The sequence below is a fragment of the Citrobacter sp. Cpo040 genome, from assembly GCF_030332915.1.
Taxonomy (GTDB): Bacteria; Pseudomonadota; Gammaproteobacteria; order Enterobacterales; family Enterobacteriaceae; genus Citrobacter; species Citrobacter portucalensis.
In genome coordinates this window covers 227668-244073 of sequence record NZ_JAOWGX010000037.1, presented here as the reverse complement: position 1 = coordinate 244073, position 16406 = coordinate 227668, and the positions used below count along the sequence as shown (strand labels likewise).

Annotated in this window: 11 protein-coding genes; 4 read left to right on the top strand and 7 right to left on the bottom strand. The window is 47.2% G+C overall.

From position 1 onward, the window contains the following. Window positions 1-56: 56 nt before the first annotated feature. Both OGX86_RS19665 and OGX86_RS19660 read left to right on the top strand, forming a co-directional pair. Window positions 57-1529: a hypothetical protein gene (locus OGX86_RS19665; protein WP_286640476.1), complete on the top strand. Its 1473-nt coding sequence runs from the start codon at window positions 57-59 to the stop codon at window positions 1527-1529. 189 nt (window positions 1530-1718) lie between these two features. Then, window positions 1719-3209, top strand: coding sequence for an Eco57I restriction-modification methylase domain-containing protein (locus OGX86_RS19660; RefSeq protein WP_286640474.1), 1491 nt, complete (start codon window positions 1719-1721; stop codon window positions 3207-3209). Window positions 3210-3258: 49 nt separating this feature from the next. Here the strand turns inward: OGX86_RS19660 and OGX86_RS19655 are convergent, their stop codons facing one another. The 4 genes from OGX86_RS19655 to OGX86_RS19640 all read right to left on the bottom strand — a co-directional run bounded on the left by OGX86_RS19655 (window position 3259) and on the right by OGX86_RS19640 (window position 6508). Continuing rightward, on the bottom strand, window positions 3259-4260 hold the full coding sequence (locus OGX86_RS19655; RefSeq protein ID WP_286640472.1) for a BsuBI/PstI family type II restriction endonuclease: 1002 nt from the start codon (window positions 4258-4260) through the stop codon (window positions 3259-3261). A 186-nt stretch (window positions 4261-4446) separates the two neighbouring features. Then, a complete protein-coding gene (locus OGX86_RS19650; RefSeq protein WP_286640470.1) occupies window positions 4447-4704 on the bottom strand; it encodes a hypothetical protein in 258 nt (85 codons plus the stop codon). A 506-nt stretch (window positions 4705-5210) separates the two neighbouring features. After that, a complete protein-coding gene (locus OGX86_RS19645; protein ID WP_003825820.1) occupies window positions 5211-5723 on the bottom strand; it encodes a YqeJ family protein in 513 nt (170 codons plus the stop codon). After that, window positions 5723-6508 carry a winged helix-turn-helix domain-containing protein gene (locus tag OGX86_RS19640; protein ID WP_048225313.1) on the bottom strand — a complete coding sequence of 262 codons (786 nt, stop codon included), beginning with the start codon at window positions 6506-6508 and terminating at the stop codon, window positions 5723-5725. The genes OGX86_RS19645 and OGX86_RS19640 overlap by 1 nt, the downstream gene beginning before the upstream one ends. 455 nt (window positions 6509-6963) lie before the next feature. On the opposite strand from OGX86_RS19640, the gene OGX86_RS19635 reads away from it, so the two are divergent. After that, window positions 6964-7569, top strand: coding sequence for a helix-turn-helix domain-containing protein (locus OGX86_RS19635; protein WP_048215661.1), 606 nt, complete (start codon window positions 6964-6966; stop codon window positions 7567-7569). Window positions 7570-7610: 41 nt separating this feature from the next. Here OGX86_RS19635 and OGX86_RS19630 read toward each other — a convergent pair whose 3' ends face one another. The 3 genes from OGX86_RS19630 to OGX86_RS19620 form a co-directional block, all read right to left on the bottom strand. Continuing rightward, a complete protein-coding gene (locus tag OGX86_RS19630) occupies window positions 7611-8984 on the bottom strand; it encodes an HlyD family type I secretion periplasmic adaptor subunit (protein WP_053069286.1) in 1374 nt (457 codons plus the stop codon). Next, window positions 8971-11163: a type I secretion system permease/ATPase gene (locus tag OGX86_RS19625; protein WP_048225311.1), complete on the bottom strand. Its 2193-nt coding sequence runs from the start codon at window positions 11161-11163 to the stop codon at window positions 8971-8973. Before OGX86_RS19625 ends, OGX86_RS19630 begins: the two co-directional genes overlap by 14 nt. 89 nt (window positions 11164-11252) lie before the next feature. Then, the gene (locus OGX86_RS19620) at window positions 11253-12596 is read right to left on the bottom strand and encodes a TolC family outer membrane protein (RefSeq protein WP_286640467.1); all 1344 of its coding nucleotides are present in this window, start codon (window positions 12594-12596) and stop codon (window positions 11253-11255) included. 332 nt (window positions 12597-12928) lie between these two features. Here OGX86_RS19620 and OGX86_RS19615 point away from each other — a divergent pair. Next, window positions 12929-16406, top strand: a 3478-nt coding sequence (locus OGX86_RS19615) for a retention module-containing protein (RefSeq protein WP_286640466.1), incomplete at its 3' end; no start/stop codon positions are given.

The window sequence follows — 16406 nt, the reverse complement described above, 5'->3', positions numbered from 1 at the left end:
AGTTGTAAATAAATGGGGTCAGGGCATGGTGCTCTGCCTATATATACAGGTGAATTATGAAACCATACATTACGCATAACACTATCCTAGTGACAAATTCAACACTGGACTATTTCAAGACGATCGTTTTCAGTATTCCTTATAATGGTGTGCCAAGTCTGCGGCGTCCCTTTTATCGTAATATAGCAGTATTCCTTCAGCATGTTATATGTGTCGCTACCTGTAGTCGTAAGAACAAGAAGAAAGCAAAGATTAAGGCGAATAAAAAATGGTCTTATTCTGTGCCTGTTCCATTTGAATTAGGCAGGGCGAAGCTTCCTGGAGTATTTAAGAAAAGTGGACCGACGCATGAACGTGCAATGGAGGCACTGGCAAGCGCGGGAATCATTAAACTAACCGGGTATTCAAATACTAATCATTTATGCCGGGAATATGCTGTTTCTCAACGTTTCCTGCGTAAGTTGTTTGGCAACGACAGAGAGGCATACCTTAGCCGTAAGGATCGCTACCATTATCTGACGGATATTTTCACCAAGCGTAAAAGTTACTCATTTGATGAATTGATCGGCGTTGCGATCGACCGTGGGCAGAATGCTAAACATCAGCAGTCTAAACGCGATATCCCTAACGCTGCCTTCAGGGAGCTGGTAGTGAGTGTCTGGAACAACCTTGAGCCGCTTGAAATCAATCTGGATGCACTGCTGGATTACTATAATGAGAATCCCACGAAGAAGAACAAAATATTCATTTTCAACTTCCTGTCGCGACTGGCTGAAACAGGTGTGGATCTGGTGAAGGAGTCACCGTTAACGGTTTCTTACAAGCAATCGTATAAAACCGCGTACATTGGCGGAAGATCCTTTGAGGCAGGTACGGGCTTTCAAAGTCTGCCGTCTAAAATGAAGTGGGCGTGCCTGGCCCGTGGTCACAACTATGACATCAAGGGATGCCAGCTTGATATACTACGGCATGAGCTGTTGAGTATTGGTATTTCGGCAAAGTCGCTGGAGGTGTTGGAAACGAGCTATATCTGCCGGGTATTGCGTATTGCTGAAGAACTGGTGAAACAATTCAGGTTTTCCAGCGTATTCAACGCAGGGTTCGTTACGCTATCGCTAAAATCCAGTACCCGACGCTTGTTGAATCGTGAGCTAGGACTAACAGAGGCAAAGCGAGTACTAAAACGCTGGAAGCGTCTTTTAGCTCCTCTACGAGGTGATCTGGCCGTGCTGTTGGATAGTTACGAAGCTACAGCGAAAACCAACCGTTATGGCAAATGCGTTACCAACGCGGTAGGGCAATCTTTCAACATTACCTACAAAGATGTGGCAGCGCGTAAACGCAGGAAGTCAGATGTGATGCGCCGGAAGCTGCTGTCGTACATGTTACAGGGGCTGGAAAGTCAGGCTGTATACGATTATGTTGCCCGCCATAAAGGCGTTTGTGCTCTAGAGCACGATGGGTTTGTTTCTTATGAAGAGGTCACTGACTGGGGGCATCCTTATTTATTAATTGAACTGAAGCACTAACTTTCATTCTGTTATATTTATATTCATTTTATTGAAAGTGGTGCGTTTTTATAGAATGCTTTTTAGGTATAGCACTATTTTTATTAGGCCACCTAAGAAATTGGTGTAATATATAAAAATATGGAATGAGTAATTAAAATGTGTTACACTGTATGAATACACAGTTCCGTGTCGATGGTTATATTTATTATGTTGAAAAATATCCTTAATAAAGTTGATGCATTGCGGGTAGAAAAAAATAGTAAGTTAGATGACTCTACTCGTGCCAAGAAAGGTCAGTATATGACTCCTGCCGCTGTGGCTAGATTAATTGCTGGTAAATTTCGAGACTTAAATGGTACATTAAATATAATTGATGCAGGGGCTGGGGTCGGCTCTCTAACCACCGCCCTTGTTGAAAGGGCGTTAAATAGTTTTTCTCCGAATGCAATTAATGCAAACGCATGGGAGCTTGAAGATACTTTATTAGATGGGTTAAGTGATTCTTTCAGGCTCTGCGAGCAGGCTGCTAATTTATCAGGTGTTGAGTGGAGTTCGAATGTTAACAACATCGACTTTATTAGCCATGCGGTTAGTTTAATCAAGCAGAAAGATAATGGTCAGCAGCTTAATTTCAATAAGGCAATATTGAATCCCCCATATCTAAAAATTGCAGCATCAAGTAATGAGCGAAAACTGTTAAGAAGTGTTGGTGTTGAAACTGGGAATTTATATTCCTGTTTTGTGGCGCTATCACTATTACTTTTAGACAACGGTGGTGAGCTGGTTGCGATTACACCACGCAGCTTTTGCAATGGTCCGTACTTTAGCGATTTTAGACGACTATTGCTTGATGGGAATAATTTAAACAAACTTCATGTCTTTGAAAGTCGAACTAGTGCATTTAAAGATGATAGTGTACTTCAAGAAAATGTGATTTTCCATATCATAAAAGGTGAAGCACAGGGACCTGTTGAGATTATTTCTAGTCGTTGCGCCGATGATCAAAATCCAGATATGCGAATAGCTGATTTTGATGAGGTAGTAAGCCCTAATAATTCAGCTCGATTTATTCATATAGTAACAAATGACGAACAGGTTAATATTGCTAAGAAAATTGGTGGGTTACCATGTTCCCTCGAAGATTTAGGCATAGAGGTAAGTACAGGGAAAGTAGTAGATTTTAGAACTAGAGAAAACCTAAGAGACATTCCTGGAAAAGATACTGTGCCATTAATCCATCCAATGCATTTTGATAATGGATTGATAAAGTACCCAATACTTAATAAGAAAAAATCTAACGCAATTGTTTTAAATGACCTTACTAAGAAAATGATGGTTCCTAATGGAACTTATATTTTAATTAAACGATTGACTTCTAAAGAAGAAAAAAGAAGGATTGTTGCGGGGTTATATACTGAGTCTATAGCAGATGTTGAAATGGTTGGGTTTGAGAATAAAACAAACTATTTACATGCTAAAGGGAAACCATTGGATTTCGATATAGCTAAAGGTCTTTGGGTGTATTTAAATAGCAACTTGGTTGATCAGTATTTCCGCCAGTTCAATGGGCATACTCAAGTTAATGCCGCAGATCTTTACACTATTAGATATCCAAACCGTGAGCAATTGATTAATATGGGAAAACAGGCATGCGAATTTAATCAAGATAGTTTTGATAAATTTGCAAAAGCTCTATGAGTTTCAGTTAAAAAAGTAAGTCGAGCATAAAAGCTTGACTTACTTAAACTCATTGAAAAATTTTAAAGACACGCGAAGGGTCTTCTGATATCCAAAAATATGCATTTCCGGCAAGGTTTTTAAAAGCAGATTGTCTTTCTGCTGCTTTTTTCCATGTCGGATAAGTCGTTGTGAATCCAACGCCTTTTTTACCATTTCGCTGAGCAAAGGAGTTCATACTGTTCATTTTATGAATATCAACTTCACCATCGCTGGTAACAGCTTCAATAACCCACAAATAATCACTCTGACGATTCCATAATAACACATCAGGCATTGAGTCATTAATCGTCAAAGTTACTCCAGCTTCTGCTAAAATTTGTTTTTGCTCTGTTGTAATACGGTCACCATCACCATCATCTATATAAATTACTTGGTATCCCGGAAGGAAACGAGTGGCATATATTTCATGGCTGGCACGAATCAATTTTGAATGAGCACTTTCAATAGTATTTGACGTTTCTAAAGCTTGCGCGGCTTGTAATGCTAACCGCTCACGCTGTACATCAATTTGTGCCCAACCTTGTGCCAGCTCTAGCCAGTCGGCTTCTGGAGCCTGAAGAATAACCAAAAAATCCATTGAAAGACGATAAGCTGAGTTTGATGATTTAGCTATAGGATGTCCGGGTTTGAACTGACCATCTTTTGAATCGAGGTATACTTTCTCTATCGCACCAATTTCCCATAGTGGCTTCAGCCAATAATCCCGTCCTTCACGGTCCAGCTTCAAGTTTCCACCACGTTGAAGGATTCCAACATGTGTACCTATATGCGCGACCGACCCACCATCGCAAAATCTATACCCATTTTTTGCAGCTTTTTTATACCAACTTGGTTCATCACACAGAAGCGCGTAGACAACATCAATCATGTTTTCTGTGCATCGGTCTATTACCGCCAGTACATTCCTTACTCGTTGTTTCGTGACGCCTTGATAAGAATCAGGAACAACCTTCTCCCCTCTCTCCTGTGCTTCTCTCCGACGAGCAATCGCATCATCCTCTATACCCACATCTTAATCCTTCAAAATTAATTTAAGCCAAGCAATGGGCTAACTATCGAGTAAGAGCGGCAACTTAAAGCTATGTTTACTTGCCCATGCATTATTAGCTTAATTGATACGACAGCTATCTATATCACTAGATAGCGGCATTGTTGTGATACAAACTTTGCTGGCGGTTGGTAAATCCAGTGTAGATTAACCTTCAAAAATATTTGATTGCCAGATAGTTACATCAGTTGCATGACTCTCAGGCTGAGTGGTCGGTCTGACACGACCTGTTTTTTCAATTAATCCTTCTTTTCTAGCGCGGGCCATTACTCCACCTAAGGCTCTGGCTTCCTCAGGTTTTTCGAGGCCAGCCGCCCAGACTTCGTCAGGTGTAAACTCTTGATTTGTCTTGGCTACGTTTACTACAACTTCATACGCCTTTTGTTTCCAAGCTTGTTTGTCCATTAGCTGATTCCAATCGTCTGTGATGAGTGTTGATCTTATCAGCAACTCGACTAGTTCAGGAACTCATTTTTATGTTTGAAAAACATAACATTGAGCGAGTTCATGCTATGACATAGCTGTGAAGATATTTTAACTAAGCAACTGAAAGGTATAACTGCGAGGTTGAAATCAAAAGAAAAAATGTAGGTTGTTATGTGGTTTTTTAAATCTTACATGAAAAACATATTATTAATCAGTATAAACACCCCAATGCATCATTGGGGTGTGGTTCGTGAAGTCCGTATCAAGTGACTCTTTCATATCGCTTTTGCTCTTTTTTTAATCTTTTTGGGTACCAGGGGAGTCTCATGTGAGCCCCTGGAAACTCACATAAACCCACAAATTTGTCATTCGAAAGCCGCCTGAAGGGCAGTAACGACGAGCGTTGGCTCGACCTGAATGGTCTATCTTATCACCGACAACGACTGAGATTCATCCGTAGGTTTTGCCGCCAGAACGCTTATTGATTATTCATTTTCCGGCAAAGCATAATTCTGGCAGTACAGATAGGGGATCCCCTCTTTGGTAATCAGGTATGTCGCGCTGTTCAGTGCAAAAAAATCGACGTTGGATACGCTGGTATTGGTCAGGAAAAAATCGGGGAGGAGTTCCTGAATAAGGCTGGCGGGAGCCGTTTCTCGATTGGAAATTTGGATTTTCTGTGAAATCCAGACCGGGCTTGAGCCGTAGCTGGATTGTGTAAAAAGTACCATGCGTTGCACGGTTTGCTCATTATTTTCGGCATCTTTGATAATACCATCAATATTCACAATACCTTTACTGCCCCCGGTTTTAATATCAATAATCCCTCGGAACGAGCTTGTATTGCGTACAATTTCGATGGCAGAGCGGCAGGTGAGATCATGTAACTCGCCATTGTTCTTACTGTACCGATAGACGACAGTAAGAATAAGCGCAGCAAAACAAAGCAGCAGGATAATACCTGTCTGGATGCGGGACGTTCGGGGATATAAGTTCATTAGCTATCATACCGTGGGTAATATACCGACTGACAGGCATTTTCTTGCCTGGCTTTTATCGGTGAGCGACACACCAGTACGGACAGTTTCTTAGACTCAGGATAGGTCGTGATATAGATAAATTTATGGCTCTGACACAGTCCTGGGTTTTTGTCGATAAACGCGGTATGCCGGGAGAAATTACTGGCATCGTTATTGAAATAATACTGACAGTCAGTGGGTGCTTTATCCGCAGTAATATAGCCGGAGAAATAATCATCGCTGGCTTGCCACGGATATAATATCAGCACACAAATTATCAGGGTAAGTGCCAACATTACTGTTTCTGCAGCCGTTATCAAAGGTTGACGCGGTGTGTCAGCCAAAAATTCCTCAATGGTGGCATCTGGCGCTAAGGATTCTTCAGCAGAAGCAGAGTTCTCCTCCGGTGTTTCAATGACCTGAATATCAAACTCTTCCTGAATGATCAGCCCTTTGCGGGGGAGCGTTGTGATCAGCGGCTGTTCAAGCTCCAGCTGCAGTAAGCTTTTACGCAACGAGAGAATGCTTTGATAAAAGGCGTTGAAACTCACCTGCCGGTGATTTTTACCCCAACCGAATTCCAGTAATTCGTTTTGAGAAACCACTTGCCCGCGATGTTGAATAAGTAATAAAAGACATAACGACGCTGAGTGTTTGAGTTTTATCCGCTGATTGGGGTGATCTACCCGCGCCAGACATTGTGTGGCTGGCGTAAATATTATTCTATTTTCAATCAGATAACTGACATTGCCAGTCTCAGACATATTGTCTCTACTCTTGATGATGCGTCTGGTGGTTGTTTAGTCATGATACCACTGAGCCTATAAAGACCACCAGCATGGACCTGATTCCACAGCGAGAACCGCGAAGTGTTGCAAATTGGTATCATGATATAACAAGAATGAAAACTTTTTAATGAAAATAAAATTCATTAAAATCAATTGATTGTATCTTTTTGGCTACTCTGCAAAGAACAGAAAGATGAAAAAATGTCGACAAAGATGATTGCCATTAATTCTTTATGGACAGCGCCATATACTGCCTGGCACCACCACGCGAAAACAGCATGAACCTTAACGCGTCAATGGCACCAGGGAATGCCGGTGGTAGATGTAGATGGGAATAAATGTCAGCTTGTTTGCGAGCTGACATTTATTTTTAGTGCCGAGTAAATTTAACCATCTTTTTGACTAAGCCATAATTTGCGGTAGAGAGTCCCATGTTCCAGAAAGAAATTGAAAATGCTGTAGTGCTCGTTGGCGATGAAATGAAGAAGTCGGATAATGCCTGGCTGTCGTTACGTAAAAAACGTCAGCGTATTGATTTGAAGACCGATGGACATATCTTATTTCTGGAGAAAGGGACTGTCTCTGTTTATCGTGTGGAAAACGATTTAGTCACGGTGAGTATTTCTGCACCTGCTATTCTCGGCCTGCCACAAATGCGTACGGAAGTGGCTGGTCACTATTTACGTTGTGATACCGATTGTGAAATGTGGGCGATGAGCGTACAAAATGCCGATCACCTGTTTACGACCAAAAACTTATGGAAGCAGGCGTTTGATATCTTAACGCATCATCTTCAACGTTATTTTCAGCGTGAAGCGTTGCAGTCGCACCGTACTATTCGTGAGCAGATTATTGAACACGTAAAATATATCTGGTCGATGGAGCCAGAGGTTCGCGAGAAAACATCCGTGTATACTTTTATTTTGACCCGTAACCATATTTCACGTAGTGCCATCCATAAGGTGTTACAGGAGCTGGTTAATGACGGGAAAATCACCCTGAATCGTGGGAAGCTCTCTTTTTGCACGCCGTTATAAATTCATGCGCTCCCCGGCAAAATGTAAGGGAGCGCATCCGATCAACGTTCTCTGAGTGCTTCCGCGCGTGCGCGAATAATCGGTTTTAACAGGTAGCTCAGAATCGTTTTCTTGCCGGTGAGAATATCGACGCTCGCCACCATGCCGGGAATGATCAGCATCGGATGCTCTTTTGTTCCCAGGTAATTTTTGTCCGTCTGCAAACGCACAATATAAAAGCTTCGCCCCTGCTTGTCGGTAACGGTGTCCGGGCTTATCTGCACTACTTCGCCTTGCAGACCGCCATAGATGGTGTAATCGTAAGCGGTAAATTTCACCATCGCATGTTGACCCGGATGGAGGAAGGCGATATCGCGCGGCTGGATTTTGGCTTCGATTAACAGTTTGTCATCCAGCGGAACGATTTCCACCAGATCGCTGCCCGGTTGAATGACGCCGCCGATAGTATTCACCATCACCTGCTGGACGATACCCCGCACCGGTGAGGTGACCATGGTACGGTTCACCCGATCCTCCAGTGCTTTAACGCTTGCCTGGGTTTTACTCAGATTGGTGCGAGCTTCATTGAGTTGGGCCAGCGCATCGCTCTGGAAACGGCCACGGCTTTCACCGATTTTATTCTCAATCTCTTTAATTTCTGACGTGGCCTTGGGCAGCGACAGGCTAATAGAATTGAGCTGCCCGGCGGTTTCCACTTCGGTACGACGCAGGCGCAGCAGTTCGACTTTTGAAATGGCGCCTGAAGCGAGCAGCGGCTCGGACATTTTGATTTCCTGACGGATTAACCCGAGGCTGTGCTTAAACTGATCCTCCTTTGACTCAAAGTCGCGCAGCTCCTGTTTTTTCTGTACCAGCTGTTCTTCAAGCCCGGAAATTTCGTTGTGAAATTGTTCCCGACGGCTGTTGTACAGCTCGGTTTCTCCCCGGGCGACATCCGGCGCCTGGCTGGCTATCTCGGGTGAAATCACAAAGTCCCGGCTTTCAACCTCAGCCGTCAGGCGTTCTACCTTGGCGCGCAGACCGAGTTTGTCGGCTTCAGTTTCGCCAACGTTGGAGGCGAAGCGCGTGTCATCGAGGTGCAGTAGTGGAGTTCCGGCGTTAACGATTTGCCCTTCATGCACGTACAGCTCGGTGACAATTCCCCCTTCCAGGTTCTGGATTTTTTGCAGTTTTGATGAAGGGATCGCTTTGCCTTCACCGCGTGTCACTTCATCAATTTTTGCAAAACCAGCCCAGATGAAGGACAGCACCACCAGCGCGAGGATCACCCACAACGTCAGTCGTATCACTCTTGGGGCATCATCAATTATGGCCTGGCTAACCTCATTAATACTGTCGGTTTGATTTTCATCACGACCGCGAAAATAGTGCTGCATGTGACTGCGGGCACGAGTCAGGAGATCAGCGAGACGCATTAATTTGCCCCTTTTTCAACGCATCCATCACTACCCCTTTCGGACCGTCTGCGATGATGCGACCTTTATCAACAATAATCAGACGGTCAACCAGCGACAGCATGGAAGCGCGGTGCGTGACCAGTAATAACGTTTTTCCCGCAATACAGGGGGCCAGCGCGTGTTTGATCTTCTCTTCGCTGGTGTTGTCCATTGAACTGGTGGGTTCATCCAGTAGCAGGAGAGGGGGATCAAGCAACAGTGCACGCGCGAGCGCCACCGCCTGCCGTTGCCCACCGGAAAGCTGGGAGCCGCGTTCGCCGACCTGCAGGTTATAGCCGTCGGGATGCAGGCGTGCGAATTCGTTGACGCCAGCCAGTTCTGCCGCTCGCAGCATCGTTTCGTCATCGACATAGCGCGCTCCGCACAGCAGGTTATCGCGCAGCGTGCCGTTGAATAGCTGGATGTCCTGCGGCACGTAGCCGATGCTGTGGCGCAGATCGTTCACATCCAGCTGGCGAGAGTCGATACCATCGATCAGCAGGTTCCCGGCGCTCGGCTGGTATAAATTGACGATAAGTTTACTCAGCGAACTTTTACCGGAACCGCTACGCCCGATAATGCCGATGCGCTCACCGGGCTGAATGGTCAGGTTAATTTTGTGCAGCGACAGGTTTTGTTGCTCCGGGTAGCTGAAATCCACATCGCGAAATTCAATGCTGCCCTGTAACTGTTCACGCTTGAGTGGGTTTTCATCCGCACGGCGCTCCTGCGTCAGCGACATCATTTTCTCAGTATTTTTGATGGTCAGTTTCGCCTGCTGATAGCGGGCGATAAGGCCGGTGAGCTGACCCAGCGGCATGAGTGCCCGGCCGTTAAGCATGTAGCAGGCGATCAAGCCACCCATACTCAGTTTGCCGTCGATAATCATGTACACCCCGACGATGATCATCACCACGCCTGAAATTTGCTGGAACCAGCCGGTAAGGTTGCTGGCCAGGCTGGACAAGGTTTTCACCCGCAGTTCGAGACGGCTCAGGCTGCCCAGCGTTTGTTCCCACTGGAACTGGCGTTCGCTTTGGGCATTATTCACTTTGATGGCATCCAGACTGCTCAGGGTTTCAATCAGTAGCGCCTGACGTTCGCTGGCGAGGCTCATGGTTTTTGCCACAGCAGCGTTGACCGGCTTTTGTAGTGCCCAACTGCACAATAGGGCAATCGGTAATGTCAGTACCGGGATCCATGCCAGCGCGCCGCCGATAATGCCAATAACAATCAGCAGTAACAGGGTGAAGGGCAAATCGATAATCGTCGTCAAAGTGAGGGATGAGAGGAAATCACGCAGTGACTGAAACTCGTGAATGTTTTGTGCAAAGCTTCCCACGCGTGCCGGGCGCTCTTTCATCTCCATACCGACAATGCGCTCAAACAGGGTTGAAGAGATGATGAGATCGCTTTTCTTACCTGCAATATCAAGGCAGATACCGCGCAGCATTTTTAAAATCAGATCAAAGACAAAAGCCAGGCAGATGCCGACTGCCAGCACCCATAATGTGACCGTTGCCTGGTTTGGCACGACGCGGTCATACACATTCATGGTAAAGAGCGGTGTGCCGAGCGCAATCAGATTGATTAACAGACTGGCCAATACCGCATCCATATACAGAAAACGCGACAGCTTCAGCGTGTCTTTAAACCAGGATTTGGTGCGTGGCAGAAAGGCCTCTGCCTGCAAATCGAATTCGTGGCGCGGATGCGCAAAAATGACTTTGCCCGCATAGTTTTGCTCAAGCGTGGCGGCATCAACGCAAATTTCCCCACCTTCGCTTTCGCTGGGCATAAAACGGGCGCTACCGTCATCGTTCCAGGCCAACAACACCCCGGTTCCCCCTGCATTCAATAACAAGACAGCAGGCAGAGACATTGCCGGAATTTTATCGAGCGTGCGCGTGACGACTCGCGCCTTTAAACCGGCCCTTGCCGCCGCGCGTGGAAATATATTTAGCGTGAGCCGATCGTTTTCTAATGGCAGGCCACTGCTTAATGTTGAACGACTCGCCGGTTTACCGTGCAGAGAACACAGAATCAGTAAGCTATCTAATAACGGGTCGTCATTATGGCTACGTGGGTCGTGATGTTGAGAATTAGGGTTAGCGTAATTCTCAGGGACGTCATTTAATAATTCGGCTTGTGCACTCATTTTCGCAACCATTCTGACCGTGCACGGTTAAATAATAGCAAGCTAATTATAAGCGTGCAGGTCAGAGATTTATTGGGGATTAATAATTATTAATGAAGTTCCGGTAAGCTATTTTCTTCTGCTGAATCTACCGGTTGCCCCGATGGCGGCGGTGTAATTTTTAGAATATTCATTAATTCACCGGTGCGTTCGCTAATACGATAGCCACTGGTCATGGCCAGATAACGTAATTCAACAAGACGGCGTTTAGAAGAGAACACTTCATTTTCACTATCGAGTAAATCCAGCAGCGTGCGCTCGCCAAGACTAAATTGATCCTGATAAGCCGTGCGCACTTTGACGCTGCGGTCGGCATATTCTTCCGCCGAAGGAAGCTGGGCGCGTGCGTTTTGCAGTGCGGTCCAGGCCAGGCGTAGCTCCTGATTCAGCTGGCGCAGTGTGTTATTACGTACATCCTGAGCCTGCTTGTGCAGATAAGCGCGGGAGTTCATGTTGGCTTTGTCGCTGCCGCCCTGGTACAGGTTGTAGTGCAGTTTTACCATCGCTTCCCACTCTTCGGTGTGTGCGCGAGTGGTATCGGTGTTGTTGCTAATCCCGCGGGAAAGCTCAACGTCCACACGTGGATAGAAGGTGGATTTCGACGCTTCATACTGCTGGTGCGCAGCTTCGATATCCGCATTGGCAGACTTCAGTAATGGATTATTTTTTTCCATCCGACTTTTGGCATCTTCCAGCGAGGCTGGCAACTGAGAGTCAATGCTCTCTGGCTGGCTTAAGCCCTGCGGATCCATGCCCGTCACGCTGACAAAGGTGGTTTTCGCATCTTCAAGGTTAGTCTGCTCGGTCAGCAGGTTGTTTCGCGCCTGCGCCAGACGCGCTTCGGCCTGCATAAAATCCCCAGAGCGCCCAACGCCCTGATCGGTACGCAGTTTTATCTGGTCATAAATGCGCTCGTGGTTCGCCAGATCGTCTTCAGCAAGGCGCACAAATTCTTCGCGTTGCAGCACGTCGAAATAGGCCTGAATCACCGCATAAGCGGTGCTTTCGCTGGTGTTCATCACGCTGTAAGCGCGTGAGTCTACGGTCGCTTTTTGTCGCGCCACTTCGCTGTTGGTCGCAAAGCCGTTAAACACATTTTGCTCGAGGCTGATAGTCGCCTCGTTAGGTGATTGAGTCAGACCGTTATTGCGTCCTGCAGCGCGGGTAGTTGCATCATCAACATCTTTGCGCCCGGCCTCGGCATTTAAATTCAGTGATGGCAAATAGCCACCTTGTGCCGCACGCAGATCTTGCACCGAGGAATAACGGCTATTTATTGCAGCATTAACTTCAGGATGATTAGCTAATGCATCTTTAACGGTATTTTGTAAGTCTTCTGCGTTTACTGCATTTATTGAAAAACATGAAAGCAGAAAAACTAAAAACTTCTTCATGACATGAATGCCCTATATCTCACGGTTATGACATCCAGGTGTCGTCGCTATCATCCATTTTTACAAACACGTTATATTAATTAACAAATATGAATTGTCTTAATTGATGGCTGTAATCAGCTATTCAGCGACATGTTTTGTCACATCGTGTTTTATTTTTGGTTATTTTTTATTATATTCATTTGCCAGTCAAGTCTCATGTAATTGCATTCTATAAAATGTGTTTTTTTCTACATTGAGATATTAATGTTTACATTAATTGAATGTGATATTTGTTCGTTAATGTATTAACGAGTTTATAAAAATAATGATGGTAATTAAGTGAGGTTACGGTGAGCAAATTACTCGGTGTGATCAAAGCAATTATTGGACAGGTTTACGTAGTTGATGCCAATGGTGCACAACGACTGGTTCATGAAGGCGACAGGGTATATAGCGGTGAAGAAATTGTGACCGGTGCCAGCGGCGCGGTAAGTATCTCTTTACCAGACGGAAAAACGCTGGATATAGGCCGTAATAGCCATTGGGGTGAGCACGGGCTACAGGTTAGCCATCATCCGGAAAGTAGTGCTCAGGATATTGCCGCCGCACAAAAGGCCATTGCCGATGGCGCTGACCCGACGCAGGTGCTGGAAGCCACCGCGGCGGGTAATGAAGCACCGGCAACATTAGAAGGTGGCGGCGGGGGGCACACTCTGGTTCAGCTTGAATTGACCGGGCAGGTGGTTGATCCGACAGCAGGTTTTAACACTAAAGGTCTGGGAAGCCCGAACTGGGATATCAATCTGCCGATAGGGGGAGTTACCGCAGGTTCCGCGAGTGTTTTCCCGCCTGAGGTACAAATTACCGAGTTTGCCGGCAACGACGGTTTCATTAACAAAAGCGAATTCCATCAGACCCATTTAAGCGGCACCAGTAATCAAAATCACATCACACTCACCTTCACCGATAGCCAAAAAAACACATTCACCGTTACTGTTCCGGTGAGCAACGGGCACTGGAATATTGATACCGATCTGGGGGGACTGGTCCCGGGAAATGTAACAGTGGTGGCAATAGCCACCGATGTGACGGGACGAACGGCAGAAAGTTTTGATCATGCGCTGATTGATATTACCGGACCACACATCGACATTACCATTGATAACGTCACGCCGGATAACCTCATTAACTACGAAGAGTCGCGTCAACCGCAAACCCTGATCCACGGGTCGATCGGCGGCGATGCTAAACCAGGCGATATCGTTACTTTATTGGTTGATGGTAAAGAATATACCGGTGTTGTTACCGACCCCGGAAATGGGACTCTGACTTATACCATCCCGGTCCTGACCCAGGGGTTACTGAATGACCCGAACATTCACGCTACATTAACCTCTACTGACGACGCAGGAAACACCACCATTGTTTCCACGGATCATCATGTCGATAACGATCTGTATGCGCAAAATGCCGTGACCATTGGAACGGTGGCGAATGATGATGTCGTCAACGCTAATGAGTTTCGTATGCCGACCATTATTTCTGGCATTGCCAGCGGTGATGCGAAAGTGGGTGATCCGGTCACGTTGACCATTCAGGGCAAAGCGTTTCACGGCACAGTTTTCGACGATCATGGCCAGCTACGCTATGAAATCGTTGTGCCTTCCGCAACTCTCAAAGAGGGGGCTAACGATGTGCAGGTGACGCTGGTAAGCCATGACGCGCCAGGCAATGAAGCTACTGCTGTGACGCACCGCACCGTGGTGCTTGATACCCAGGCACATAACGTGCTGACTATCGACAATGTGACCGACGATAACACTCTGAACCGTGCTGAACTGTATGCGCGCAATCAGGTGATTTCCGGAACCGTGAGCGGCGAAGACGCCAAGGTTGGTGACCCGGTACAGCTGGAGATTAACGGTCATCAGTACAACGGGCAGGTTATCGATCTCGGCAATAACACGCTGGGCTACCGTATTGCGGTGAACGCTTCTGACTTTGCAAATAACAGCACCCTGGTCGATGGGAATGTGGAAGTGAAGGTCAGCGTCACCTCCCATGATGCAGCGGGTAACCTGGCGATTGCCACCAGTAGCCACGACGTGCATGTCGATAACTTCGCGGAAAACAGCGTACATATCGATAAGGTGGCGTCGGACGATGTGGTCAACGCCATTGAAAACCGCATGACTACGCTGATAAGTGGTGTGGCAGACGGTGATGCTAAAGCAGGGGATGCGGTTACCGTCAGCGTACAGGGACAGAATTTTGCCGGAACGGTGGTCGATGAAAACGGCGAACTGCGCTACGAAGTGGCGGTGCCGGTCGGCACGCTGAAAGAAGGTAAAAATGCGGTACAGGTGACGCTGGTCAGCCACGATACCGCAGGTAACGAAGTCACCGCGCTCGCTCACCGTACCGTGGTGCTGGATACCAAAGCGCATAACACCGTCAATATTCATGACGTTACCGCTGATAATACCCTGAACTTTACTGAGCTGTCGGCGGCGAAGCAGACAATTACCGGGAATGTTCGCGGGGAAGACGCGAAAGCGGGCGACCCGGTGCTGGTGGAGATCAACGGCCATCAGTATCACGGCCTGGTGATTGATACCGGGAAAAATACCCTCGGTTACCGCATTGAGGTGGATTCTGTGGCATTCTCTGACAATGTCGGTCAGGTGCTGAAAGACGTGACGGTCCATGTCAGCGTCACTTCCCACGATGCGGCGGGTAACCTGGCGATTGCCACCAGCAGCCACGATGTGCATCTCGATAACTTCGCGGAAAACACGGTGCATATCGATACCGTAGCGAACGACGATGTGGTGAACGCCATTGAAAACCGGATGACCACGCTGATAAGCGGTGCCGTTGGTGGCGATGCAGCTGTCAATGACCCGGTGACCGTTAGCGTGAAAGGGCAAGTCTTTACCGGCAAGGTGGTTGAGGTCAATGGTGAACTGCGCTACGAAGTGGCGGTGCCGGTGGGCTCGCTGCACGAAGGTAAAAATGATGTGCAGGTGACGCTGGTTAGCCATGATGCGGTGGGTAATGAAGTGACCGCGCTGGCGCACCGTAACGTGGTGCTGGACACTAAAGCGCATAACACCGTCAATATTCATGATGTCACCGCCGACAACACCCTGAACTTTACTGAGCTGTCGGCGGCGAAGCAGACGATTACCGGAAACGTGCGCGGGGAAGATGCGAAAGCGGGCGACCCGGTGCTGGTGGAGATTAACGGCCACCAGTATCACGGCCAGGTGATTAATACCGGGAAACATACCCTCGGCTACCGTATCGAGGTGGATTCGAGCGCGTTCTCTGACAACGTCGGCCATGTGCTGAAAGAGGCGACGGTCCATGTCAGCGTCACCTCCCATGATGCGGCGGGCAACCTGGCGATAGCCACCAGCAGCCACGACGTGCATCTCGATAACTTCGCGGAAAACACGGTACATATCGATACCGTCGCGAACGACAATGTGGTCAACGCCATTGAAAACCGCATGACCACGCTGATAAGCGGCGTGGCAGGCGGCGATGCCAAAGCGGGGGATACCGTTACCGTCAGCGTGCGGGGGCAGAGTTTTACCGGAACGGTGGTCGATGATAACGGCGAACTGCGCTACGAAGTGGCGGTGCCGGTCGGCACGCTGAAGGAAGGTAAAAATGCGGTGGTGGTGACGCTGGTCAGCCACGATGCGGTGGGTAATGAAGTGACCGCGCTGGCGCACCGTACCGTGGTGCTGGACACTAAAGCGCATAACACCGTCAATATTCATGATGTCACCGCCGACAACACCCTGAACTTTACTGAGC

Coding starts and splice junctions, on each gene's coding strand:
- OGX86_RS19665 (WP_286640476.1), top strand. CDS start 57: ATGAAACCATACATTACGCATAACACTATCCTAGTGACAAATTCAACA.
- OGX86_RS19650 (WP_286640470.1), bottom strand. CDS start 4,704: ATGGACAAACAAGCTTGGAAACAAAAGGCGTATGAAGTTGTAGTAAAC.
- OGX86_RS19635 (WP_048215661.1), top strand. CDS start 6,964: ATGTTCCAGAAAGAAATTGAAAATGCTGTAGTGCTCGTTGGCGATGAA.
- OGX86_RS19620 (WP_286640467.1), bottom strand. CDS start 12,596: ATGAAGAAGTTTTTAGTTTTTCTGCTTTCATGTTTTTCAATAAATGCA.
- OGX86_RS19645 (WP_003825820.1), bottom strand. CDS start 5,723: ATGAACTTATATCCCCGAACGTCCCGCATCCAGACAGGTATTATCCTG.
- OGX86_RS19640 (WP_048225313.1), bottom strand. CDS start 6,508: ATGTCTGAGACTGGCAATGTCAGTTATCTGATTGAAAATAGAATAATA.
- OGX86_RS19630 (WP_053069286.1), bottom strand. CDS start 8,984: ATGCGTCTCGCTGATCTCCTGACTCGTGCCCGCAGTCACATGCAGCAC.
- OGX86_RS19625 (WP_048225311.1), bottom strand. CDS start 11,163: ATGAGTGCACAAGCCGAATTATTAAATGACGTCCCTGAGAATTACGCT.
- OGX86_RS19660 (WP_286640474.1), top strand. CDS start 1,719: ATGTTGAAAAATATCCTTAATAAAGTTGATGCATTGCGGGTAGAAAAA.